Source organism: Pyrococcus kukulkanii, assembly GCF_041647995.1.
Taxonomy (GTDB): domain Archaea; phylum Methanobacteriota_B; class Thermococci; order Thermococcales; family Thermococcaceae; genus Pyrococcus.
Window position 1 is genome coordinate 79575 of record NZ_JARRIB010000005.1, and the last position, 22837, is coordinate 102411.

Here is a 22837-nt window from a genome sequence, read left to right on the forward strand (position 1 = left end):
TTTCTCCATATTCGCGTAAAATTTAGAGGGATTTTTCCTGAAGTATTTTCGTCAACAATACCCATTGCCTATCTTCCCACACCCCTCTCTCCGTTATTACTATCAGCGTTCCTTTATAAACAACAACCATATCCCTCAGGGTCGCCAGGAATTTAAGTAAAGCCTCAAAGCCATTGTACAGGGCAAGGTACTCGGGACAATCAATAACGATGACCCCTCCTTTAGACGCTTGTAGATATCTCTTTGAAAGTTCAAGCATTCTAGGGAGATCCGTAGGGCTTATGTCCTTTTCATAATTGGATACAGCCCTGGTCACGAAGTACTTATACCAAGCGTCGGAACCCTGAATATTCCTCACAAATGCTAATACCGGAAACTCTTGGAGCTTTGGCATCATTGCTTTGTTAAAATAGTCAGAGCTAACAAGAAAAGACCCCTCCTTAAGCTCAGATGTTGTAGGAGGATGACGGCGGAAATAAATTTCGCTTTTAAAGACGGCAACAATCCCATACAAGAGCGTTAGAGTTAGTACCGTGGCTATAGTAAACCCTATCGGGGCGAACCAAGGAATTGGCCTTAAGAAGGGATAGTCCATTTGATGAAGTCCTATCAAGGCCAGGGAGCCTGAAAGCACGAGCATCTTCCTCCCAAATATCTCCTTTAACCTCCATATTATGACACCAGAGAAAAAGATGAAGAATCCCGAGATTCCATAAACAACGCCTAAGATCGTGAGCATCTTTGAATCAAAGATCTCTCCAACTATTATTGTGTAAATAATCAATATAAGCGGAGTTAGAGAGAACAATGCAAACGTGAAGAATGATGGGAACTCTCCCTCCTCCTCTATTGTAATTACGCTTGCCATCAGCATAAATAAGGTAGATGTTATGGCTATCGATATCTCATTCATTAAAGTGGCCTCAAGTATGTCGCTTAGGGTGTGGAAAGAATACGCAAGCAACCCAAGAGCAAGAACAACAGCTGATTTCCTTCCAACTTGGCGGTATAAGCGTATCAACCAAAATGCACCGGCCACCCTTACCAATATCGTTATTATTCTAACAATGGTTAACACGTCCATACCTACCCACCTTACGTGTTCCTCCTAAGTCAAAGGGAAACTGTAACATTTTAAACTAATAAATATTTCTGGATAAAGGGAGAGGTTTAAAACATCCCGACCGAGGTAGTACCGATGGTCAGCAAACTCTTAGCCCTTGAAGCTTATCCAAAGCTTAAGGACATAGACTTCAGGTTACTCAGGGGTATAGAGCTTAAGATGAGGTATTATAAATGGGTTCCCCTAGAGGAAATCGCCAAGTTTGCCAGGATGGACGTAGAAAGCGCAAGCCATAGACTTGGGAGGCTGGACAATTGGGGACTAGTAATTAGGAGGAGCGACATGGGGTACATAGGTTATCAACTAACGATACATGGATACGATGCACTCGCCATTAGGGCCTTCGCAAAGAAGGGCGTCATCGAGGCCATATCAACCACCCAGATAGGGGTTGGAAAGGATGCAGACGTATACGTTGCCCTAACTCCCTCCGGAGAGAAGGTTGCTGTTAAGTTCAACCGGATAGGGGAGAGGACGAGCGCAAGGAAAGCAGGCTACCACAGTGATGTATTCGCGGATAAGCATCATAAGAGCTGGCTGTACGTTTCAAGGTTGATAGCAAAGAAGGAGCACGAGGCCCTCGTCCTATTAAGCCCATTCGCGAAGGTTCCAAAGCCGATAGCTTGGAACAGACATGCAATAGTTATGGAGTTCATCAGCGGAGTTGAACTTGCGGATCTAAGGGATACCGACCTTACGAGAGAGGAAGCAAGTGAAATCCTGGGGAAAGTTCTTGATGAGTATGAAAAGATAGTCAGGTTCGGGATAGTCCACGGGGATATGAGTGAGTTCAACGTTGTGCTAACCGACGATAATGATATCCTGATAATAGATTGGGCCCAATACTTAAGTTGCGCAAATCCCGAAAGCTTAAATCTGCTAAAGAGGGACATAACCGTCCTGTTAAATGCCTTCAGGAGAAGATGGGGAGTGAAGAGGGAGTTTGAGGAAGAATGGAAAAGATTTTATGAAGCATGGCTAACTGGAAGGAAAGAGGTTAGCGAAGGAGAAGGGTAAATTCGCCGGAGTGCCTAATGACTATCGTTGTGATGCCATCTTCCCTCTTCTCCTTTAGCACCTCCCCGCTTTCTATACCCACAACCTCCGCTTTAATGGCGACTTCGGAAGTGTCGCTTAGGTGGTTCCTGAACGTTATCTTGTCATCTTCGTAACCAACGACCGTAGCGGTTGAGTAGACGATCTCGTAATTACCGTGCTTAACGTTCACGGGAAGGAAAAGCACGCCCCTATTCCTCATCTCAAGCTCCGTAAGCTTGGGAAACTCGATGCCGTTGTAGCTTATCCTGCCCTTAACGGTGTGGCCCCTCGGATTGATAACTGCAAGGTAGTTACCCCTTGGAATGACTATGATATCCCTATCCGTAACTTTAAAGTCCCTCTCAACTCCCTGCAACTCTAGGATCTTGTCAACGAACTTCCTGTGCATGTCATGATAGCTTGAGTAGTACTGAAGCCTGAAACCCAGGATCACAGCGGAACCTTTCCCCTTCTTGACGAGGGCACCTACGACCTTATCCCCAACCCAAGCTATTGGCTCCCCTCCCTTGACCTCCCTAACGACGTTCCTAACGATCATCCTCTCTATTCCTTCGGCGTCAACGCTTACGAAGGGGATTAACCTGTAGTTGTCCCTTGCAACCTCCCCTCCAACCTTAACTCCCAAGAACTCCTCAAGCTTCCTGTACTCGTTCATGTTCTCGTCCAAGTACGGTAGCATTGGCATGATAACTAAGTTCCCACCCTTCTCAACGTACTCCGCAAGCTTGTCCTGGGCTTCCCTGGCCATGAAGTCGAGGCTGTAAACCCAGATCTGCTCGTACTTGAGCATCTCATCAACTGTGGTATTGTCTAAGTCGATTACGTCAAAGGGGACGTTGCTCATTGCGAGTAACGTGAGGAGGCCTCTCTCGCCGAAGAGATACTCATTTAGGTTAACGCTCTCTTTGAAGTTCTCAGGCCTATAACCCCAGAGGTTTAGGGCCTCATAAGGCTCGTACATTGCGAAGGCAACCTTTGCATGGAATGGTGAATATGCAAAGTCCTTGTTGGCCTTAAGGAACTTTCCAATCCACTTTATTGGCTCTACGTGCTGCCTCTCACTTCCATCCAAGCTAATTGGAGAGTAAACGTCCCAAGTAACTCCGTTGTGAGATTCATAACCCCTCGGATTTTCACCGCCGACGTAGAGGTAGTAGTTTATGTTGTGGATTCCTAGGGAAGGCAACAGGCCGTAGAGGAGCTCGGCCTCATCCTTCTCTATAACGTTTGCCAATGAAGATTGGGTCTCAATGCTCAATGGGGGAGTACCTAGCTTGTCAACGTAGTATCTGTAGATTCCAACCTTGTAGTAGATGTGCCCAAGCTTGTCCTCCTTAAAGTCAAAGCTCCTGTAAAACGAATACCAGAACTCTGTCCAGAGGTGGATATCAAGCTTATTCTTCTTTACGTAGTTGTAGAAGTGCCTCCAAGCGGCTAAAAGAAGGTAGGGATCAAGTATGCTAATCGGGACATCGACGTACCCCTTAATCTTATGGTACAGTGTTTTTACGTACTCGTTGACCATCCATATCTTGAAGTGGTGCCAGTCTAATATCTTTGGCAGGGGCTCAGAGAAGGCCTTAGGTGGAGCTATCTCTACATAGTCCGAAAGCTTAACCTTGTACCTCTCCTCAAGCTGATCCAAGGTGAAATTCTCCTTAAGCCACCTATGCCAGAGACCGTTTTCCTTAACTACAACATCGTTGTAATCCGTGAGGAACGCCTGGAATATCGTCTCCCAGTACGAGGGCTCATCATCTATCGTGACGTTAATTATCGGCCCTCCTCTCGTGTATAAATAATCCCTTATTATTGGAAGCACATGCTCGTACCAGTTCATCACATGCTCTAGGTACGTTGGATGAAGGTAGGTGATCGGCGGATAGTAAATGTCCCTAGGTAAGGGACCGTTCGGGCTTCTAGCAAGTATTTCAGGATGTTTGTTAATGAGCCACTGTGGAATACCACCGTTCTTCCATTCAGCGCAGATATAGGGGCCAGGCCTTATAATGACATAAAAACCAAGGTTCTGGGCAAGCTCAAGAAAGCCAACCAGATCTCTCTGGGGATGCGTCTCCCCAGTGAAGTCAAATTTGTCCTCTTCGGGCTCATGCCAATTCCATGCAACGTACGTGTCAACGGTATTAAGGCCGTGCCTCTTCATCTTCTCCAACCTATCTCGCCAGACGCCCCTGGGAACTCTAAAGAAGTGAAGGGTTCCCCCATAAATCACTATTTCTTTCCCATCTAAGAGGTATAGCTTACCGTTATGGGTAACCTGCATACGAATCACCACCTAACAACTTTCTCCAAAAACCTTGGATTATCGGGGTTCATCCCCCTCTTAACGGCCTTATAATAGGCCAAAAGCTGAATTATCGGCAGGGTAACGACAGGCATTAAGAGTTCATCCACCTTAGGCACTTGGAGATAATATTCCGAGCCCAGCTCTTTCTCGCTTACCACCATGACCTTGGCCCCTTGACCCTGGAACTCCCGCACGAGTTTTTCATGCCACTCAAAGGGATCGCTAACGAGCATGACGACAAGGGAGTTGTCGTCGGCTATGGACTTGAATCCGTGTCTCACCTCGAACATTGGGTAGGCTTCACTCCAGAATATTGCCATCTCCTTCATCTTCAGCATTGCCTCAAGGGCCACGGGGTAAAGAATTCCCGAACCCAGGAATATAACATTGGAGAATTCAAATTCATCAACGAGCTTCCTAATGTACCCCTCATTCTTCAAGACATCTCTAGTTAACTTCGAGACTTCTTTGGCATTGAACACCTGAAGGCCGTAAGATTCCCTTAACAGCTGGAGGTACGAAAAGTAAAAAGCGGTGAATGAGTGAGTCATAACAACGCTGTCTTCAGGCGTGTCCACGATCAAAGCATAGTCAGCTTTCTTGGAGAGAGTGCTCTCGTAGGCCGTTAGACCCAGTTTTTTAACGTTGAGGACATCCATAGCCTTTAGAACTTCCGTTGTTTCCCCAGACCTTGATATCGCGACGATAAGCTCTGGGGAGTTTATTGCATAGTAATTCCTTGAGTACATCAGCTCAGAGCACGGAAGGGCTATTCCCTTGCCCCCCAAGGCGTTCGTTGCCATTGCCAGCAATTGAGATAGGAAGTGAGAGGAGCCACAGCCAGTATAGAGGATGTTCCTGGGCAGTGTTACTTCTTCCTTTATCCTTTCAAATGCTTCCTGGGCCTTGAGTATTCCTTCAGGAGTCTTTCTAATTTCCCTTAACGTGGCATGCATTTTAACCACCTCCTGATTCAAGCCTTTGCATAGAGCCAGCATGCTACCCAATGATTCTTTTCGGCTTCAACCATTGGGGGTCTTAGTTTGAAGCACTTGTCCATAACCTTAGAACACCTAGGAGCATACCTACAACCCTTAATCTCATACACTCTCCCCTCTTCTCTTTCAGGCTCAATCCCCCTAAACTCCCACTTCACACTCAAATCAGGAACACTCTCCAACAACATCCGCGTATAAGGGTGCAAAGGATTACGAAACACCCTCTCAGTATCCCCCCACTCTACCACCGTCCCCCTATACATTATGATAGCCTTATCACTAATGTAATAACCCAAGCCCAAATCATGCGTGATGAACAAGACTGACGTACCATACTTATCCCTAAATTCCCCTAAGAGGTTCAGAATATCAATCCTCGTCGAAGCATCAAGCATTGACACAGCCTCATCAGCAATCAACAGGGAAGGCCTAACCAAAAGCGCTCTAGCAATTAAGATCCTCTGTAACTGCCCACCACTCAACTGGTGAGGATACTTACCCAAAACCTCCCCAGGATTAAGACCAACACCCTCCAAAGCCCTCTCCACCAGTTCTTTCCGCTCATCCCCCGAAACACCCCTCAAAAAAGTCCTAAAGACCAAGTCAAAGGCACGATCAACCTTGTGTAATGGATTAAACGAGGCAAAGGGATCCTGGAATACTGCTTGTACTTGCTTGTAATAATAATTCTTGAGCCTCCTCTTGTCAAACTTTAAAATGTCTTCACCCTTAAAGTAAATCCTACCCGAAGTTGGCTGGATCAACCTCAAGATAAGTTTTCCTATAGTAGTCTTACCACTACCACTCTCCCCCACTAATGCGACGATTTCACCCTCATTAATAGTGAAGGAAACATCATCAACAGCCCTAACCTCAAAACCACCAATAAGGCCAGAGGTAAAGATTTTAGTCAAGTGTTCAACCTTCACAAGCTCCACACTAACCACCCCCAAGCATGTGACAAGCAGCATAGTGGTTTTCACCAACCCTAATCATCTTAGGCTCTTTTTCTGGGCAGATATCCATAGCATAAGGACACCGTGTATAGAATCTACAACCCTTTGGCGGGTTGAGGAGGCTTATTGGATAACCACTGATCCCATGGAGTTTTTGCCTCTTGTAATGAACACCCATCCTTGGCAGAGAGTTTAGCAGCATTTGCGTGTATGGATGGGCTGGATCGTCAATCACCTCCTCCATTGGCCCAATCTCCACGACCTTCCCAGCGTACATTATCATCACAGTATCAGCAATCTGCTTTAGAAGTGCTAGGTCATGGGTAACGAAGATAATTGACTTTACAATGCCCTCTTGCATGAAGTAGTGTAATAACTCAATCACAACCCTCTGGGTTGTAACGTCCAAGGCTGATGTTATTTCATCGGCAATTAATAAATCTGGGTTTAATAGTGTGGAGACGACCATTGTTGCCCTCTGCCTCATTCCACCAGACAATTCTACGGGGTACATGTCAGCAACCCTAGGCGAGAGTTTAACCATAGCAAGCCTCTCCCTCAAGAGTTTCTCGACCTCCCCCCTGTCAGTATACCCATGCTCCCTAGCAAGATCCCAGACAATATCCCTAATCCTCTTCGTGGGGTTTAACGCGTTCATTGCATACTGTGGGATGATGGAGAGTTCGGTATACTGGATTCTCCTTGCCTCCTCCCTAGAAAGTTTCATTAAATCCCTGCCCTTGAATATTGCTTCCCCTGAAATGTGTCTCATTGGAGGTTTTCTCAGGATTAGGGAGTGGACTAGGGTTGACTTACCACAACCGGATTCACCAGCAATGCCAAAAACCTCACCCTCTTTAACCTCAAACGAAACACCATCCACTGCTTTCACAAAACCCAACGGGGTAGAGTAGTAAACACGAAGACCCCTAACATCAAGCAAAACCATATCACTCACCCCTCAAACGAGGATTGAACACTTCTTCCATTCCGAGGTTGATGAAGAACAATGCCGTGATTATCAGGGTGATAATTAACCCCGGTGGAATGAACCACCACCACCAGCCGAACTGGAGGGCGTTGTGCATTATTGCCTTCTGCAGAATTGTTCCCAGAGAGATCATTGTCGTTGGGCCTAAACCTATGAAGTCAAGGGTTGCAGAGGCTAGGATAGCTCCACTGATCTGGAGAATACCAACCATGACTATGTACGATATCATGTTGGGCATTATCTCTTCGAAGATTATCCTGAGATCTGAGAGACCTGCAAGCTTTGAGAGGTTGACGAATTCCCTGTTTTTCAGGGAGAGAGTTTGGGCCCTTACTGACCTCGCTACCCAGGGCCAGTTCGTTAGACCTATAATCAGGGCCTGAACCGCTGGGCTTCTTGCTTCAAGGTACGCTGCAACCAAGATCAGCAGAACGATTGAAGGAATGACGAGCATTATGTTGACGAACATCATCAATAGCTCATCTACGAGTCCACCCTTGTAACCGGAGACGAAACCTATCGTTATTCCCAGGGTTGTTCCAATTATTGCCGCAAGGAATGCTATCCACAGTGACGTCCTCAAGCCATAAACGAGCTCCGTATAGACGTCCCTCCCTTCCTTATCCGTTCCCAGGATGTGAAGGACTTCAACGGTCTTCCCAGTGTACGTTGTTATGTTCTCCCTGGTCATTGGAGGGAGGGTCTTTGTTGAATACGATGCAAGCTTGATTTTACCCACTTGTTCGTAGTACAGGCCATCGCTAGCAAAAGGCGTGAACAGAGGCCCAATTAAGCCGAAGAGTATGAAAAACACGATAAGACCGAATCCAAATTTGAACTTGTTGTTCTTGAATGCGAGCTTTATGAGTTCCATCTTCATCCCTCCGTGTAGCTAACCCTAACACGCGGATCAATGAGGGCGTAGACTATGTCTATCACGAAGTTGGCCACTAGGACGGCAATGACGATCATCAGAAATCCACCCTGTAAGAGGAAGTAGTCCTGACTTAAAGCCGCACGCATCAGCAGAACTCCAACTCCAGGGTAGTTGAAGACTATTTCAGTTGCAATTGCCCCAGCAACCATTAGGCCCAACTGCAAGGCGAGTCCGGTTATCTGGGGGAGGATTGCGTTCCTGTAGGCGTGCTTAGTCATTAGTTTTTCACTTGCACCTAGGGCCTCGAGGTACCTGACGTAGTCAGCCTCAAGCTCATAGATTATCATGTTTCTCATCCCTATGGCCCAGCTACCGATCATGACTATGAACAGACTTAGGAACGGGAGTATCCAATGCTTCAAGAAATCTACAATGAACGTTAAAGAAAATCTCGGAACTAAGTCCGGGCTATAGGCTCCCTGATATGGCAACCAGCCGAGCTTAACTCCGATTACGTACACGAGGAGCATGGCAAACCAGAAGTACGGTATGCTCGCCAAGAAGTAAAAGAGGGGCATCACGTACCTGTCGTACTTCTTGTTCTTCCCTGCCAATGCACCGAGCCAATTGCCTATGATCCAACTCAGAACTATAGCGGGGAATAGGATCGCTATGTCATATGGAAGCGCGTGCTTGATTAAATCCGAAACCGGGGCTCTGTAAAGTATGCTATACCCAAGGTTACCGGTTAGCAGGGATTTCCAAAAGCTTATGAACTGAACGTAAAGTGGCTTATTTAATCCGTACAGCTCTTCATAAAATTGTAACAGAGTTTCCCTCTCCTGGGGGGATAAGCCCAGGGCGGAGTTTATCATGATCTCTATAGGGTTACCGGGCATTAATCTAGGCAACAACCAGTTCAGGGTTACAGCAAATATGAACGTTAAAAAATAAATGAGAATTTTCCTCTTTAGGTACTGCTTAAATCCCATTTCTTCCCCCTCCTCGATTTTATCAATAAAAAAATAAGAGAAAGCTCAGAGTCTCCTCCTTCTCAAGATGAGTGGAACTGCCGCTAAGGTAAGGATAGCCGCTGGACCACAGATGCCGCCCTTAGTCTCGGTTGGTGAAGCCGTAACTGTAACGGTCTTCTCGACGGTCTGAGTCTTTTCTACTGTCTGTGTCTTCTCGACAGTCTGGGTCTGGACTACGGTGGTTGTCCCTGGACCAACGGCCTTAGCCGGCCTGACACCAAGGAATGCAAGTGCTGTACCCCAGGTACCGAAGCCTGGCCAGAAGATTGGAACACCGTATGGATTCTCCTCGTTTGGCCAGTTAGCCCAGTACTGGGTGTTTGCTTCATAGAATAAGGTACCCATGTAGAGTGGAACTGCTGGAACGTCCTTAAGCCAGATCTTGGTTAGCTCCCTGAGGAGCTCAACCTGCTTAGCCTCATCAGATGTCTTTGCAAGTTCGTCCAGTAACTTATTAGCCTCTGGGTTGTAGTAGTTACCGAAGTTTGCCCCACCCTTGTTATTCTCATCCTTATAGTACATTAAATCGTAGTAGACACTATAGGGATCTGGCTTGAATGTTCCAGCCCAGTGCATTGTTAAGTCGAACTCTCCAGCCTGTTGCTTGCTGACCATTGTAGCCCAGTCGTACTTCTTAACGTCAACCTTAATTCCGATAGCCTTGAGCTGGTTGACTACGATCTCTACCGCCTGCATCCAGTCACTACATGGACCACATGCAGCGAACGTTAGGACGAGATCCTTACCGTTGTACTCCCTCCAGCCATCTCCATCGGTGTCCTTAATTCCAGCCTCGTCGAGGAGCTTTGCTGCATCAACTGGGTCACAGTACTTCCATCCGTACTCCTTGATTAGCTGGTTAACTCCAATCTTCTCCTTCCATGGCTTCATGACGTTACCGAGTGGGGTCTGGTCTGGGAGGTCGCTTATTGGTCCCTGCTTGACGATCTGTGCTGGACAGATTGCCTCGGCTATGGCCTTCCTGACGAGTGGGTCGTCAAGTGGCTTGTGCTTGGTGTTGAAGTACATTATAACTGGAACGACAGGTGGGAAGTACGGTGGCCTGTCAAGCCAACTAACTATGTTCGGGTTCTTCTTCTTGAGCTCGACTATATCGACGTAGTAGGTACCTACGTCAAGGTCACCCTTGAGGAACATGTTTGCAGCCTGGTCGTTTGAGCCAACGTACAGCTGGACGATGTACTTTGGAGCTGGAAGGCCAAAGTACTTTGCACCCCACCACTCATCGTTCCTCACGAAAATTGCCTTCTGTTGCTGTACAACCTTGTAGAGCTTGTAGGCACCTGAACCGACAAGGTACTTCTGCTCATCACCAAGGAATGTCATAGTCTTAACCTTCTGTGGGTCGATGTTCTTGAATATATGCTCCGGGAGAATTAGGACGCTGTAGAGCTCATTTCTCCAAGCCCAGACGTTTGGAGTGCTCTTGAATATGAACTGAACGGTTCTCATGTCAAGAACCTTTATTTCCTGGAGACCATATTTTGACCAGTCTTTAAGCCCTACCTTTTGGTAGTACTCAAATGAGAACTTGACATCTTCAGCTGTAAGTGGCTTTCCATCCTGCCACTTAGTGCCCTCCCTAAGTTTGACCTCAAAAACGTTTGGCTTGACCCACTTTCCGTATTCAGCAAGCCATGGAACGAGTTCGGTCTTCATGAAGTTGAGCATGAACAATGGCTCAAAGACCAAACCAGCCATTGGGATTATGTTGCTTCCCTGAATTGGATTTGCATTTGTTGGTGGAGCGGAGTTAGCCGTGTACAAGGTTTGTTCCCTTGGAAGTTCTTCCTGGGCGGCAACTACTCCAATGGTACTAAGGAAGAACAGGGCAATCAATATTGTGGCTATGTACTTTTTCATAGCAGACCACCCCATTATAATTCATTTCAAATTTGTAAAATATGGCCAATATATATAAGGTTTTTGGTGGAAAATTTAAAGCAGTAGTGGACTTATTTTTACATTTGCTCTGATATAATCGCCTCTATCATTAAAAAGACAAAGACTCCTTGATGAAGTTCCACATGTGGAAAATTATAAAAACTAAAGGATCTATAAAATGAACTTGGGGAGAGACGATGGAATTCTATTGGGGCGTAGTCCAATCGGCATTTCAATTTGAGATGGGAGATCCCTATAGGAGGAATATAGACTCAAGAAGTGACTGGTGGGCATGGGTTCGTGACCCTTACAACATTAAAAATGAATTAGTTAGTGGAGATCTACCTGAAGAGGGGATTAACAATTACGATTTATACGAAATCGATCATAGACTCGCCAAGGATCTTGGTTTAAACGCCTACCAATTGACGATAGAATGGAGCAGAATATTTCCCTGCCCCACCTTTAACGTTGAAGTAAGTGTTGAACAAGATGGTTATGGATTCATAAAGAAGGTTAAGATAAAGAGAGAGCACCTGCAACAACTTGATGAATTAGCAAATAAGAGGGAAGTTCAACACTATTTAGACGTCCTTAGAAACCTAAAGAAGTTAGGATTCACAACATTCGTTACTTTGAATCATCAGACTAATCCAATATGGCTTCACGATCCCCTCGAGGTCAGGGCAAATATAGAGAAGGCCAGAGCTAAGGGATGGGTAGATGAGAGAGCAATAATAGAGTTCGCTAAGTTCGTCGCTTATATTGCTTGGAAGTTCGATGAGTACGTAGATTATTGGGCAACTTTTGACGAACCTATGGTAACGGCCGAATTAGGATATTTGGGCCCATACGTTGGATGGCCCCCAGGAATACTCAACCCAACGGCAGCAAAAAAGGTAATCCTGAATCAAGTAATAGCGCATGCGAGAGCCTATGATTCTATTAAGAAGTTCTCCAAGAAACCCGTTGGGATAATTCTAAATATAATACCAGCCTATCCCCTCGATCCAAACAACCCGAAAGACCAAAAAGCCGCTGAGAATTATGACCTCTTCCACAATAGGATATTCTTAGAGGCCGTAAACAGAGGAAGACTTGACATTGAGATATCCGGGGAATACGTCAAGGTAGCACACTTAAAGAGGAACGATTGGATAGGGAACAACTACTACACAAGGGAAGTCGTAAGGTACGTGGAACCTAAGTACGAAGAATTGCCACTTGTTACATTCGTTGGAGCCGAAGGCTATGGATATTCAGGGAATCCAAACAGCGTCTCCCCAGATAATAACCCAACAAGCGACTTTGGATGGGAAGTATTTCCTCAAGGCCTATATGATTCCACGGCAGAGGCATACGAATACTGCAAGAACATCTTCATAACGGAAAATGGGATTGCCGACTCTAAGGACATCCTGAGGCCAAGATATATAGTGGATCATATTGGAGAAGTCAAAAACCTCATCGAGAACGGAATAAAAGTCGGCGGATACTTCCATTGGGCCTTGACGGATAATTACGAGTGGGCGATGGGATTTAAGATAAGATTCGGGCTTTACGAAGTTGACTTGATAACAAAGGAGAGGATACCAAGAAGAAGGAGCGTTGAAACTTATAAGAAAGTCGTTAGGGAGGGGATAGAATGAAGACGATAGCCGTTGACGAGAGTACTTGGAAGAAAATTAAAATGCTCAAGGATAAACTTGAAGCAAGGTCGTACGATGAAGTACTACAAAAGCTAATAGAAACATGGCATTTGGTTGAACTCGATAAAAAGGTGGACAAGGTCGTAATGAGTGATGATGAAGCTGAAACCTTAATTAATATCATTAAAAAGAAGAAGGAGAGTTGAAACATGCCGTTGCCCCCTGAAATTACTTTTGATAGCGCTGCTCTTCTGAAGATGCACTCAAAGAGCAGGAAAAGGTTACTTGAGATAACCCTAGCAAAGTTCAACGTCAACATTTCAATAATCACAATATACAGGTATTTAACGGCGAGAGCATACCTTAAGAAGAACATCGAGCTTGAATTTGACATATTAAAAGATATATATACAATAATCCCACTAACTGAGGACATAATAATTAAAGCAGCCCAAATCGAGGCAAACTTACTCAGAAAAGGAATAATCATGGATATTGAGGATATATTAACAGCGGCAACTGCGATCCAAACGGGCAGCCTTTTAATAGCAGATGATGCAAAGAGGTACGATCCGATTAGAAGGTTTGGGCTTGATACAATGCCACTGGAGAAATTCCTAAAAGAGGTAGAATTAATGGTAGAAAAGGAGCTCATATGAGCTCAGCGAAGGGTGTGATGTGATAGAATAGGCTGGGCATTATTCTGAACCCTTCTGCATACTTGACACCTGCCTTTTGTCCATAATAGAGGGCCACCGTTCTAAGGAAGGGCTCCCAAATTTCCCAAATATCCTCGGGGAACTGACTTCTATGAACCCTAATGGCCTTGAGCTTTAGATCCATGATGTCGGTAATATCAACGAAGTAATTGGGTTTGTGGGTGTAGTAAAGGGCTACAAATGATACTGAATGAGGCCTTAACCCCATGTCAAGATCTATATTTGAGAAGTTCGGGAGCTGAGAGAAAGCCACTGCATCTAAAGCCAAGAAACCAGTTGTTCTATGATCAGGGTGAGCCTCATATGGTAACCAGGGATCTGGAAGGAACACCCCATCAGGTTTCTCTTTCCTAATGATTCTAACTATATCCTTCCTAACCTCCCTCGTATATGGAAGTTCAGTATCCCTGTAGTTTAGCCAATAAATCTTTTTCACGCCCAATATTTTAGCACTCTCTTCTTCCTCCTTTCTCCTAATTTGAGCCAGCTCGTGTCCCGTCATTGTTTCATCAGTAGTCCCCATGTAACCATCGGTCATGCAGAGGTAAATTACCTCAACTCCCCTGTCTGCTAACCTCTTAATTGTTCCGCCCATTCCTATGGCACAGTCGTCCGGATGGGGTTCTATACAGAGAACCTTTTTTACATCCTTTAGAAGATTTTGGATATCAAAGTCAAGAACATCATCAAGCAACTTCCTAAACGCTGTTTCAAAATCGTTTATCTCCTCAAACATTTTAGCACCTCCTACAAATTCTCCTTATTTATAAACCTAGCTATATTAATAAAACTTTTGCAGTTTATAGTTTAAGTTAAAATACCTTGAAGGATAACTTTACCTGGTGGAGATATGTGGTTAGTACCAAATTTAAGGAGATCCTTTTGAAGCTTGGAGTCCCGCAGGATAGGATAGAAACTTTAGAGACAAAGGGAGGTATAGTCGAAGATGAGTTCGAGGGGATTAGATATTTAAGATTTAAAGATTCAGCGGGGAAACTCAGAAGAGGTACCGTTGTTTTCAATGAAGAAGAGATAATTCTCGGATTCCCACACATAAAGAGGGTTGTAAACTTGGAGGAAGGAATAAGGAGAGCGTTTAGAAATAGGGAATTCTACGTGGAAGAGAAAGTTGATGGTTACAATGTGAGGGTTGCCAAAGTAATGGATAGGATAGTTGCAATAACCAGAGGTGGCTTCATATGTCCATTTACAACAGAAAGAATTACAGATTTCGTGCCCCAGGAGTTCTTCAAAGATCATCCGAACCTAGTTCTTGTTGGAGAAATGGCCGGGCCGGAGAGTCCATATCTCGTTGAGGGACCCCCCTATGTTAAGGAGGACATAAAATTTTTCCTGTTCGACATTCAAGAGAAGATCACCGGAAAGAGTTTACCTGTAGAGGAAAGATTAAGGCTCGCAGAAGAATACGGAATTCCACATGTGGAAGTGTTCGGAAAGTTCACGCGAAATGACTTAGGAGAGTTGCACGAGCTAATAGAAAAGCTAAGCAGGGAAGGAAGGGAAGGCATAGTCATGAAAAGTCCCGACATGAAGAAGATAGTCAAATACGTTACACCATTTGCAAACATCAACGATGTAAGGATCGGGGCCAGGGTTTTTTATGAACTATCTCCAGGATATTTCACAAGTAGGATTTCTAGGCTCGCCTTCTACGTGGCAGAGAAGAGAATCAAAGGCGAGGAGTTGAGAAAGCTCGCCGAAGACTTGGGAATGGCTCTACTTCAGCCTCTGGTTGAAAGCATATTAGATGTAGAACAGGGGGATGATATTGCAGAAATATTCAAAATTAGGGTTAAGAAAATCGAAACGGCCTATAAAATGGTCACTCACTTTGAGAAACTTGGATTAAATATAGAGATCGTGGATATAGAAGAGCTGAACAATGGTATGTGGAGGGTCACTTTCAAAAGGGTTTACTCAGATGCAACGAGTGAAATCAGGGAGCTAATTGGAGGGAAGGCATTCGTAGATTAGGAGGTGACATTATGAAGGAATTTGCCCTAGAGCTCGTTAAAGAAGCAATAAATGCAGCGGATCCATACAAAGCCGTGAAAAGAGTCGTAAAAGTTCAGGGGAATAAAATAATAGTGGATGGAAAAGAGTTCTTAGTTAAAGGAGGCATTTATGTTATAGCCTTTGGAAAAGCCGCTTGCGAGATGGCAAGGGCCATAGAAGAAATCGTTGGAGTTGAAGACGGAGTAGCTGTAACCAAGTATGGCTATGGAAGACCCTTAAAGAAAATCAGGGTGATAGAAGCTGGCCATCCTGTCCCGGATGAAAACTCAATTAAAGGAGCAGAAGAAGCCTTGAGGATCTTAGAGAAGACAAGCGAAGATGACATTATTTTTGTATTAATCTCGGGAGGGGGCTCAGCCCTATTTGAGCTTCCGGAAGATGGAATAACGCTTGAAGATCTAAAGAGAACAAATGAGCTCTTAATAACGAGTGGGGCAACAATACATGAGATAAACACGGTTAGGAAGCATATCTCCAAAGTTAAAGGTGGAAAGCTTGCAAAGAGAATTAAAGGAATAGGGATCGCCCTGATAATATCGGATGTCGTGGGAGATAACCTGGAGGCAATAGCATCTGGACCAACGGTTAAAGATCCAACAACTTTCAAAGATGCGAAGAGAATTCTTGATCTATATGGAATATGGGAGAAAGTGCCAGAGAGCGTCAGAGCTGTTATAGAAAAAGGCATAAAGGGGGAGATTGATGAAACACTAAAAGAAGATCTTCCAAATATTTATAACTTCCTAATAGCTAGTAATTCTAAATCCTGCGAGGCAATAGTCAAGAAAGCCAGGGAGAAAGGTTTTGATGCCTACATACTAACCACTGTTCTAGAAGGTGAAGCTAGGGAGGTAGGTATTTTCATAGCTTCAATAGCGAAGGAGATAGCTGAGAGGGGAAGACCATTTAGACCGCCGGTGGTTTTAGTATTCGGAGGGGAGACGACAGTGACAATTAAGGGAGAAAGCGGTAAGGGGGGCCCAAACCAGGAGATAGCACTTAGTGCATCAAGAAAAATAAGGGGGCTCAATGTCACGTTGGTTGCCTTTGATACGGATGGAACCGACGGGCCGACGGACGCCGCTGGGGGGATAGTGGATGGGAAAACTTATGAAAAGCTAAGAAGCGAAGGAATTGACGTTGAAGAATATTTATTCTCTCATAATGCGTATGAAGCCCTCAAGAGAGTTGGAGCTCTGTTATTCACTGGACCCACGGGAACGAATGTGAATTCAATAGTTATTGCAATTATTGAGAAAACTTAAATATATCTTTTACCTTTAGGTTTTTCGGGGATTCTTATGGAGTCAATGAATGAGCTCTTTAATTTACTTGATAACCTTAATCCGGGAGAAATAGTGGTTATGAAAGCAGAATCAAGCTCCTATGGTCCAGAATTCTTTGCAATATTGCTAAAGAAATATTCGGAGCTCAGAGGGAAGGAACTGGTTATAGTCGACATGCTTGACACGCTACACGTGCTGTCGGAGCACCTTAGGATATTTGGATTTAAGGATGCATTTAGTGATATCCCAGTTGTAAAAGTTGGAGGAACGATTAACATTGGAAAGGTAATAAAAAGGGTTGGCATAGCAGGAGAACATATACTCTACGTGAAGAGATATAGGGAAGTTCTTGAAGATTATCTAAGGGAGAAGAAAAAGGAAATTATCGTCTTAGTCGTAGGATGCGAAAGGTTAATGGCTCTCCTCTCGAAGTATAATGACTTTTATCAAATAATTGTGGAAATTCAGAAGTCATTAGGACACGAAAATACTATTGTGATATATATTATGGACACTAGTGTAACGAAAAGGCTACCGTTGGATCCACTCCCAGAACTAGAGAGAATAGCAACAACCGTCGTTAAAGCAGAGCCCAGGGAAGGGGCGGGTATCTTTAGGGTTGAGAAAATGCCTATAGTGGGGATAATAAAGAGGACTATAGAAATAACAACACCCACGATAATGAACCTACTCCTCACATTGAAACAAGTCCGTACTTAAGCAACTTATTCACAAGCCTCCTTCCCTCATTAGTTAAATCAACCACTTTCCTTATCATCACAATTTTCAGGAGCCCCTTATCTATCATCCTGTCATATATTTCCTCAATCTCCTTCTCACTAACACCTAGGAATTGATGTAGCTCAAGGGGATCTATACCAGAGTACAATGCAACAAGTATCTGCTTCTCCATTTCATCCAGGGCCTCTAACTCCCTTAACTCCCTCTCCATGAACTCCTGAAACTCCGCTTTTAAAGCTGGAAAGTCATCAGCTATTTTCATTATGAACTCCATTGTTCCTGGGTTATACTTTAATAAATACCTCAGGACGAAGAGTTGGGTCTGCTTTTCTGGGATATATAAGTAGGAGGTAACACTCTGATTTATATAGTAGTGCCTTATTTTCCAGGCCTTGACCTTTCTACCATCCATATCAACTTCCTCTACTTCTATGTCTTCAATATCCGAGAATATTGAGATCGGTTTCTTATCCTCGGTTATGACCACAACACTCCTCTCAGTCTTTTGAGTTCTCGCAGATTTTACTTTAACTACTCTAAGCCAACCCTTCTGCCACTTAGATTCCATGTTTATAGCTCCACCAACGATTCTCGCAAGTTGTATCATGGCGGGCTTTCCATTGATTAAAGTCTCAAATATCTTGTGGATAAAGTCAAGGAACTTTTTCTCATCATATATCAGGAGATTCTCCTCTATCGTCAGTATGAGGAGTATCTCACCCCTCGTTGGGATGTAAAATTTTATTCCAAAATGCTCCTTCTCAGGGTTCAGTTTAACTTCATCTGGAATCCTCACGCTAATGTCACTAAGAGCTGAGAATGGAAAGCTATCCTCACCAACTACCTCTCCCATCCTTAGGTACTTAATAACTAACCTATCCGAGTCCAGCTGAGCAATAGCATCCCTCCAACTAACCCCCCTCAAGCTCTTCCAAGATGACTGAATAGCCACTTTAACTCTAGTTTCTGCTATCGCCATTGGTGTGCCCCCATTAGAGGGCCTCTAGCTCTTGGAGCCTCGCTTCTAACTGTTCAACTTTCTTTCTTAACTTCTCAACTTCTTGACTAAGTTGGATTTCAAGTGGCGTCACGGCTGGGTTCTCACCCCTCTTCCTTATAAGGTCATCCAATATAGAGAGGGCACTATTGATGTTTGAGGTTATCCTTATGAGAGCCTCATCAGGAGAAAGTTTTATTTTTCCCTCTTTGCCTTTCTCTCTAACTTCAATTGGCAACTTCGTTCTGGCAACGTACCCTATCATCTGATTCAACTTATCCCTATCATTTTGGGATGGAAATCTTGCTAGCCATAGCCTCTTAAACTCATCCAGCTCAGAGAGAACCTTCATCAGGAAGGCATTGTACTCTTCCTCACTTATGAACCCCAAGGCATAACCCCTCGCAACGTCAAGTAGCATAAGTAGCCTCTCTTTCTTCTTTTTGGCTTCGTTAAGGACGTTCTGCACCTTTTCATTTATAACCTGCTTAAGCTTCTTGAGTATCTCCTCCTCATTAACTCCCTGGAATACTTTCTTCCTTTCTTTCTCAAAGCTTTCCTCGGCCTTCCTGTCCTCTGAGGTTTTAACCTGCGTTACTTCTTTTGTTGGAGTTTCTAAAGTGCTAGTGGCTATCATTGCCTGAATTGTCCTCATTTGCTTCGAGAGCATACTAGAGACTATCATTGACGAAAGTAGCACTGCCACTACAACCACAATCACCATGAGGATTATTGTCAGGACGTCCATAACCCTCACCCCCTAAAAATTTTGATGAAAGAGGACTAAAGCTTGAACTTAGATATAACCTTCTCCACCCTCTCAACAATATCCTTAAGATCCTGGGATGCCCTTCTTAGCTCTTCAATGGCAGCAGTCTGCTCCTCCATTGCAGAACTAACCTCTTCAGCGCTAGCTGTAGTCTCTTCAGCACTCGCAGCGAGGTTTTCAAGGGCCCTAAGGGCCTTTTCAATTTCTTCTTGGGTTCTGAGGACCTGAGATTTAACATTGCTCATCCTTTCACTTGTTTCCTGTAGTAGTTCGGCTATGTGGCTGAGGTAGCTTATAGAATCCTTAAGAGTGTCAGAGGACTCTCCTATAACCTGCACTCCCTTCTTAGTGGTTTCAACGGCCTCTCTTATCTCATCCGTTATTTGGTCAATTATGTTCTTAATATTGTCAGCAGCCTGCTTGCTCTCTTCAGCTAGCTTTCTAATCTCTTGGGCAACAACTGCAAATCCCCTTCCAGCTTCTCCAGCCCTTGCAGCTTCAATTGCTGCGTTCAATGCAAGTAGGTTAGTCTGCTCTGCTATATTCGTGATGACGTTAGTGATCTCCTCAATGTTTCTACTCATCTCCGCGACCTTGCTTACCGACTCTTCTATGGCACTCATCATCTCTTGAATGTCCGTGATTCTCTGCAATGCCTCATCACCCTTCTTACTTCCTTCGTTGGCTATGTTAACAACTTCATTAACCGCGGCCTCGAACTCATCCATTGCCCTGACATTTTCTTCGCTAACTTGGGACATTAACCTAACACCCTCTGTAATCTCGTTGATCGTCTCCTGTTGCCTCTGGGCCTCTGTGCTAACCTGCTGAATGGCCTCCGTGACTTGGTTAATAGCCTCGGTAACGTCATTAGCTACCTGGGCAAGAACGTTCGCCTTCTTCTCGAGTTCGTTCGTCATTTCAACGAGAGTACCCACAGTCTCCTTGAGCTTCTTGGTTACAGTCTTAACGTCCTCTATTATCTCCCTAAGCTCACCCTTGACTTCAACACTTAGACCGTTGCTCAAGTCACCCTCAGCTAATCTCTCAAGCCTCTTGCTTATCGCCTGCAAAGCACCGATCATATCTTTGCCTACAGCCTCAAACGCCCTTATGAGGGCTCCTATCTCGTCATTCTCTAAATACCTTATCTTGGCAAGTCTCTCTCTGACTTCACTCAGCCTACCCTCAGCCAATGCCTGAGCTACATAAGCTAAGCTCACTAAGGGTCCTAGGGATGATGAAATGACCTTATAAATTACCACTACAAACGCTATTGCAAGGATCACTGATATTATAACAGTCGTAAACGAGCTCCTCTCCAAGTCCTTCTCCATTAGAGAGATTGCCTCAATGATAGGCCCTGTGATTTCTGCCTCCGGGACTCTAACAAATACATACCAGCCCGGCCCTTTTATTTTTCTAGCTGCTGCTATTACTTTTGCTCCTTGCCATTCGTATGTTATAAGACCTTCTTCCTTCCCACTCTTAAGAAACTCTGCTATTGGCTTCAGTTGAGGGTTGTCGTTTACGTTTAGTTTCATTATGTAATCTTCATTTGGATGCGCTATTGTAAGACCATCCTCATTAAGAATAAATGCGTATCCAGTCTTACCAACTTTAGACTGTTTTATTGCCTCTACCAAGGTGTCGATGAAAACATCTAGACCAACTACTCCAATCAATTTGCCATCTTGGTATATTGGAATAGCATACGTTATAACCCATTTTCCAGTTGTTGCATCCGGATAAGGATCAGTGAATACAGCGTGTCCCTCCTCGCTTGCCTGCTTATACCAAGGTCTAACCCTCGGGTCATACCCTTCAGGAAGCTCTTCCTCCGGATACATATACATGTTGCCGTTAATGTCCCCGAAGTACACATAGTACACCCTAGGCTCAGCCTTCTGAATTACTTCAAACTTTTTTAGTAGAAACGCTTTGAGAAAGCGCTCATATCCTGGGTCACCGAACTTCACCCTATATATTGAGTACATCTCATCAATCGAGCTTATTACTGCCCCCTGAGCTACCCTGCCCAAAGCCATGATCTCCTCAAAGAATGCATCAAACTGTCCACTAACGCTGTTAGCCTGCGCAATAACTTCCTTTTGTGCAAACCCCTGCATTATTGGAAGTATATCCTCAGCTGCGCTCTTCGCTGCCTTCTTTGAATTGTACACCATCAAGATTCCCGATATCACAGCTAAAAGAAGCATTCCTATAACAACGGTTCCTATAATTTTCTTCTTGAATTCCATTTTTCCACCTCCTAGTAGACTTTCTCGATAACCTTACCTTCCAAGACTTTTCTCATTCGAACCTTTCCTGTGGATAAATCTAGATAGATTGTTCTACCCCCCTTTCCTCCCGTATCTTCAGCCACAAGCCTTATTCCGAGCCTCTTTAGCTCTCGCTTTGCAACTTCAATGTTCTTTTCTCCGATCTTTAATTCTTCACTCCTAACGTTCTCAAACATGTGAGCCCCTCCAAAGAGCTTAGCTTCAAGTCTGAATTTTGAAGCTCCGAGCTTAAGAACATCTTTAAGTAGTAATTGTAGCCCAGTATCAACGTACTTCGCTGGATTACCTCTCCCTCCATATCTGGAGGCCTCAGGGAGGAGAGCGTGGAGCAATCCACCAACCTTAGTCACCTTATCGTACAGGGTAATTCCTACACAGCTACCTAACCCGTACGTGCTTATTATCCCCCTACCTTTTCCTACCGCATAATCTCCAATCCCAACCTTAATCTCCTGCATCATTGCTTCTCAACCTCTTCGATTACCTGGCTTTCTAGTTTCTTCACGAGCTTAGTGAAGGATTCTGGAGTTGGTACAATGTAGAAGTAGCTCTCAACGCCAATATCCTGCTTGTGAAAGCTAGATTTGAAGACTATAATACTCTCAACATCCCTTAAATCAGGCCTCCCTAATTCCTTCTCTATATCATAAAGTGATTCAGCAGGCTTTGGGGGACTTAAAGAGACAGACTCACCCATGAGATTTGAAAGAATATCTGTGTACACGGATATCAGAATATTACCTACTTCCATTAGCGCTGATTTGCCCATATCATCGAGTTCCGTAACGCTCCCAGGTTCCATGCCCATTAAGACGGCACTTATGTTTAGTGCACTCTGCTTGGGGAATTGGAGTATGGCTAAACCCGAAAGACCCTCAGTAATATCAAACATGACTGTGAAGCTGTTTGAAACTCCTCTCTCTGCCAATCTTTTGAGGAATTCAACTCTTGATACTATTTCCACTTCGGGGGGCTTCACTTCTATTGGCCCGCCAATCATCTGTGATAATGCCGTTAGGGCATGGGAGATCGCTATGTTTGAGGCCTCTCTGAATATGTCCTTATACCACTCGCTCTTCTTCATG

Annotated in this window: 21 protein-coding genes; 7 read left to right on the forward strand and 14 right to left on the reverse strand. The window is 44.5% G+C overall.

The window, feature by feature from the left end; all coding sequences use genetic code 11:
• Positions 1-22: 22 nt before the first annotated feature.
• The gene (locus tag P8X24_RS10385; protein WP_372915987.1) at positions 23-1084 is read right to left on the reverse strand and encodes a DUF835 domain-containing protein; all 1062 of its coding nucleotides are present in this window, start codon (positions 1082-1084) and stop codon (positions 23-25) included.
• 114 nt (positions 1085-1198) lie between these two features.
• Between P8X24_RS10385 and P8X24_RS10390 the strand changes: the two genes are divergently transcribed.
• Positions 1199-2140 (forward strand): RIO1 family regulatory kinase/ATPase domain-containing protein, encoded by a 942-nt coding sequence (locus tag P8X24_RS10390; protein WP_372915989.1) that lies wholly within the window; start codon positions 1199-1201, stop codon positions 2138-2140.
• On the opposite strand, the gene glmA is transcribed toward P8X24_RS10390, so the two are convergent.
• From glmA to P8X24_RS10425, 7 genes are read right to left on the reverse strand one after another with little or no spacing between them, the layout of a single operon-like run.
• On the reverse strand, positions 2121-4466 hold the full coding sequence (gene glmA, locus P8X24_RS10395; protein WP_372915991.1) for an exo-beta-D-glucosaminidase: 2346 nt from the start codon (positions 4464-4466) through the stop codon (positions 2121-2123). The genes P8X24_RS10390 and glmA overlap by 20 nt on opposite strands.
• 5 nt (positions 4467-4471) lie before the next feature.
• Complete coding sequence (gene glmD / locus P8X24_RS10400; protein ID WP_372915993.1) at positions 4472-5446, reverse strand: glucosamine-6-phosphate deaminase; 975 nt, start codon at positions 5444-5446, stop codon at positions 4472-4474.
• A 17-nt stretch (positions 5447-5463) separates the two neighbouring features.
• Positions 5464-6459, reverse strand: a complete 996-nt coding sequence (locus P8X24_RS10405; protein ID WP_372915995.1) for an ABC transporter ATP-binding protein — start codon at positions 6457-6459, stop codon at positions 5464-5466.
• Positions 6428-7393, reverse strand: coding sequence for an ABC transporter ATP-binding protein (locus P8X24_RS10410; protein WP_372915997.1), 966 nt, complete (start codon positions 7391-7393; stop codon positions 6428-6430). Before P8X24_RS10410 ends, P8X24_RS10405 begins: the two co-directional genes overlap by 32 nt.
• Before the next feature lies 1 nt (position 7394).
• Positions 7395-8309, reverse strand: a complete 915-nt coding sequence (locus P8X24_RS10415; protein ID WP_372915999.1) for an ABC transporter permease — start codon at positions 8307-8309, stop codon at positions 7395-7397.
• Between the two features lie 2 nt (positions 8310-8311).
• Positions 8312-9304, reverse strand: a complete 993-nt coding sequence (locus tag P8X24_RS10420) for an ABC transporter permease (protein WP_372916001.1) — start codon at positions 9302-9304, stop codon at positions 8312-8314.
• Positions 9305-9349: 45 nt separating this feature from the next.
• A complete protein-coding gene (locus tag P8X24_RS10425; RefSeq protein WP_372916003.1) occupies positions 9350-11230 on the reverse strand; it encodes an ABC transporter substrate-binding protein in 1881 nt (626 codons plus the stop codon).
• A 218-nt stretch (positions 11231-11448) separates the two neighbouring features.
• Between P8X24_RS10425 and bgaS the strand changes: the two genes are divergently transcribed.
• Genes bgaS through P8X24_RS10440 form a run of 3 tightly spaced genes read left to right on the forward strand, consistent with a single transcriptional unit; the run spans position 11449 to position 13559 of the window.
• On the forward strand, positions 11449-12900 hold the full coding sequence (gene bgaS / locus P8X24_RS10430) for a beta-galactosidase BgaS (protein WP_372916005.1): 1452 nt from the start codon (positions 11449-11451) through the stop codon (positions 12898-12900).
• Complete coding sequence (locus P8X24_RS10435) at positions 12897-13106, forward strand: hypothetical protein (RefSeq protein ID WP_372916006.1); 210 nt, start codon at positions 12897-12899, stop codon at positions 13104-13106. The genes bgaS and P8X24_RS10435 overlap by 4 nt, the downstream gene beginning before the upstream one ends.
• Positions 13107-13109: 3 nt before the next feature.
• A complete protein-coding gene (locus P8X24_RS10440; protein ID WP_372916008.1) occupies positions 13110-13559 on the forward strand; it encodes a type II toxin-antitoxin system VapC family toxin in 450 nt (149 codons plus the stop codon).
• On the opposite strand, the gene P8X24_RS10445 is transcribed toward P8X24_RS10440, so the two are convergent.
• Complete coding sequence (locus tag P8X24_RS10445; protein ID WP_372916010.1) at positions 13552-14355, reverse strand: PIG-L deacetylase family protein; 804 nt, start codon at positions 14353-14355, stop codon at positions 13552-13554. The two genes, P8X24_RS10440 and P8X24_RS10445, sit on opposite strands and share 8 nt — an antisense overlap.
• A 116-nt stretch (positions 14356-14471) precedes the next feature.
• Here P8X24_RS10445 and P8X24_RS10450 point away from each other — a divergent pair, with 116 nt between their 5' ends.
• From P8X24_RS10450 to P8X24_RS10460, 3 genes are read left to right on the forward strand one after another with little or no spacing between them, the layout of a single operon-like run.
• Positions 14472-15614 (forward strand): RNA ligase, encoded by a 1143-nt coding sequence (locus P8X24_RS10450; protein ID WP_372916012.1) that lies wholly within the window; start codon positions 14472-14474, stop codon positions 15612-15614.
• Between the two features lie 11 nt (positions 15615-15625).
• Entirely contained in the window at positions 15626-16921 is a 1296-nt protein-coding gene (locus P8X24_RS10455; protein ID WP_372916014.1) for a glycerate kinase type-2 family protein, read from the forward strand.
• A 36-nt stretch (positions 16922-16957) separates the two neighbouring features.
• A complete protein-coding gene (locus P8X24_RS10460; RefSeq protein ID WP_372916015.1) occupies positions 16958-17662 on the forward strand; it encodes a DUF257 family protein in 705 nt (234 codons plus the stop codon).
• On the opposite strand, the gene P8X24_RS10465 is transcribed toward P8X24_RS10460, so the two are convergent.
• Genes P8X24_RS10465 through P8X24_RS10485 form a run of 5 tightly spaced genes read right to left on the reverse strand, consistent with a single transcriptional unit; the run spans position 17637 to position 22836 of the window.
• Positions 17637-18662, reverse strand: coding sequence for a CheF family chemotaxis protein (locus tag P8X24_RS10465; RefSeq protein WP_372916017.1), 1026 nt, complete (start codon positions 18660-18662; stop codon positions 17637-17639). The genes P8X24_RS10460 and P8X24_RS10465 overlap by 26 nt on opposite strands.
• Positions 18663-18675: 13 nt before the next feature.
• On the reverse strand, positions 18676-19428 hold the full coding sequence (locus tag P8X24_RS10470) for a hypothetical protein (RefSeq protein ID WP_372916018.1): 753 nt from the start codon (positions 19426-19428) through the stop codon (positions 18676-18678).
• A gap of 35 nt (positions 19429-19463) precedes the next feature.
• Complete coding sequence (locus P8X24_RS10475; RefSeq protein ID WP_372916019.1) at positions 19464-21710, reverse strand: methyl-accepting chemotaxis protein; 2247 nt, start codon at positions 21708-21710, stop codon at positions 19464-19466.
• Positions 21711-21721: 11 nt separating this feature from the next.
• Positions 21722-22213, reverse strand: coding sequence for a chemotaxis protein CheD (locus P8X24_RS10480; RefSeq protein WP_372916021.1), 492 nt, complete (start codon positions 22211-22213; stop codon positions 21722-21724).
• On the reverse strand, positions 22210-22836 hold the full coding sequence (locus P8X24_RS10485; RefSeq protein ID WP_372916189.1) for a chemotaxis protein CheC: 627 nt from the start codon (positions 22834-22836) through the stop codon (positions 22210-22212). The genes P8X24_RS10480 and P8X24_RS10485 overlap by 4 nt, the downstream gene beginning before the upstream one ends.
• Position 22837 lies beyond the last annotated feature (1 nt).

What these genes read in the sequence shown, in the direction of transcription:
- P8X24_RS10385 (WP_372915987.1), bottom strand. Translation starts at nt 1,084, where the DNA reads ATGGACGTGTTAACCATTGTTAGAATAATAACGATATTGGTAAGGGTG.
- P8X24_RS10390 (WP_372915989.1), top strand. Translation starts at nt 1,199, where the DNA reads ATGGTCAGCAAACTCTTAGCCCTTGAAGCTTATCCAAAGCTTAAGGAC.
- glmA (WP_372915991.1), bottom strand. Translation starts at nt 4,466, where the DNA reads ATGCAGGTTACCCATAACGGTAAGCTATACCTCTTAGATGGGAAAGAA.
- glmD (WP_372915993.1), bottom strand. Translation starts at nt 5,446, where the DNA reads ATGCATGCCACGTTAAGGGAAATTAGAAAGACTCCTGAAGGAATACTC.
- P8X24_RS10405 (WP_372915995.1), bottom strand. Translation starts at nt 6,459, where the DNA reads ATGCTGCTTGTCACATGCTTGGGGGTGGTTAGTGTGGAGCTTGTGAAG.
- P8X24_RS10410 (WP_372915997.1), bottom strand. Translation starts at nt 7,393, where the DNA reads ATGGTTTTGCTTGATGTTAGGGGTCTTCGTGTTTACTACTCTACCCCG.
- P8X24_RS10415 (WP_372915999.1), bottom strand. Translation starts at nt 8,309, where the DNA reads ATGGAACTCATAAAGCTCGCATTCAAGAACAACAAGTTCAAATTTGGA.
- P8X24_RS10420 (WP_372916001.1), bottom strand. Translation starts at nt 9,304, where the DNA reads ATGGGATTTAAGCAGTACCTAAAGAGGAAAATTCTCATTTATTTTTTA.
- P8X24_RS10425 (WP_372916003.1), bottom strand. Translation starts at nt 11,230, where the DNA reads ATGAAAAAGTACATAGCCACAATATTGATTGCCCTGTTCTTCCTTAGT.
- bgaS (WP_372916005.1), top strand. Translation starts at nt 11,449, where the DNA reads ATGGAATTCTATTGGGGCGTAGTCCAATCGGCATTTCAATTTGAGATG.
- P8X24_RS10435 (WP_372916006.1), top strand. Translation starts at nt 12,897, where the DNA reads ATGAAGACGATAGCCGTTGACGAGAGTACTTGGAAGAAAATTAAAATG.
- P8X24_RS10440 (WP_372916008.1), top strand. Translation starts at nt 13,110, where the DNA reads ATGCCGTTGCCCCCTGAAATTACTTTTGATAGCGCTGCTCTTCTGAAG.
- P8X24_RS10445 (WP_372916010.1), bottom strand. Translation starts at nt 14,355, where the DNA reads ATGTTTGAGGAGATAAACGATTTTGAAACAGCGTTTAGGAAGTTGCTT.
- P8X24_RS10455 (WP_372916014.1), top strand. Translation starts at nt 15,626, where the DNA reads ATGAAGGAATTTGCCCTAGAGCTCGTTAAAGAAGCAATAAATGCAGCG.
- P8X24_RS10460 (WP_372916015.1), top strand. Translation starts at nt 16,958, where the DNA reads ATGGAGTCAATGAATGAGCTCTTTAATTTACTTGATAACCTTAATCCG.
- P8X24_RS10465 (WP_372916017.1), bottom strand. Translation starts at nt 18,662, where the DNA reads ATGGCGATAGCAGAAACTAGAGTTAAAGTGGCTATTCAGTCATCTTGG.
- P8X24_RS10470 (WP_372916018.1), bottom strand. Translation starts at nt 19,428, where the DNA reads ATGGACGTCCTGACAATAATCCTCATGGTGATTGTGGTTGTAGTGGCA.
- P8X24_RS10475 (WP_372916019.1), bottom strand. Translation starts at nt 21,710, where the DNA reads ATGGAATTCAAGAAGAAAATTATAGGAACCGTTGTTATAGGAATGCTT.
- P8X24_RS10480 (WP_372916021.1), bottom strand. Translation starts at nt 22,213, where the DNA reads ATGATGCAGGAGATTAAGGTTGGGATTGGAGATTATGCGGTAGGAAAA.
- P8X24_RS10485 (WP_372916189.1), bottom strand. Translation starts at nt 22,836, where the DNA reads ATGAAGAAGAGCGAGTGGTATAAGGACATATTCAGAGAGGCCTCAAAC.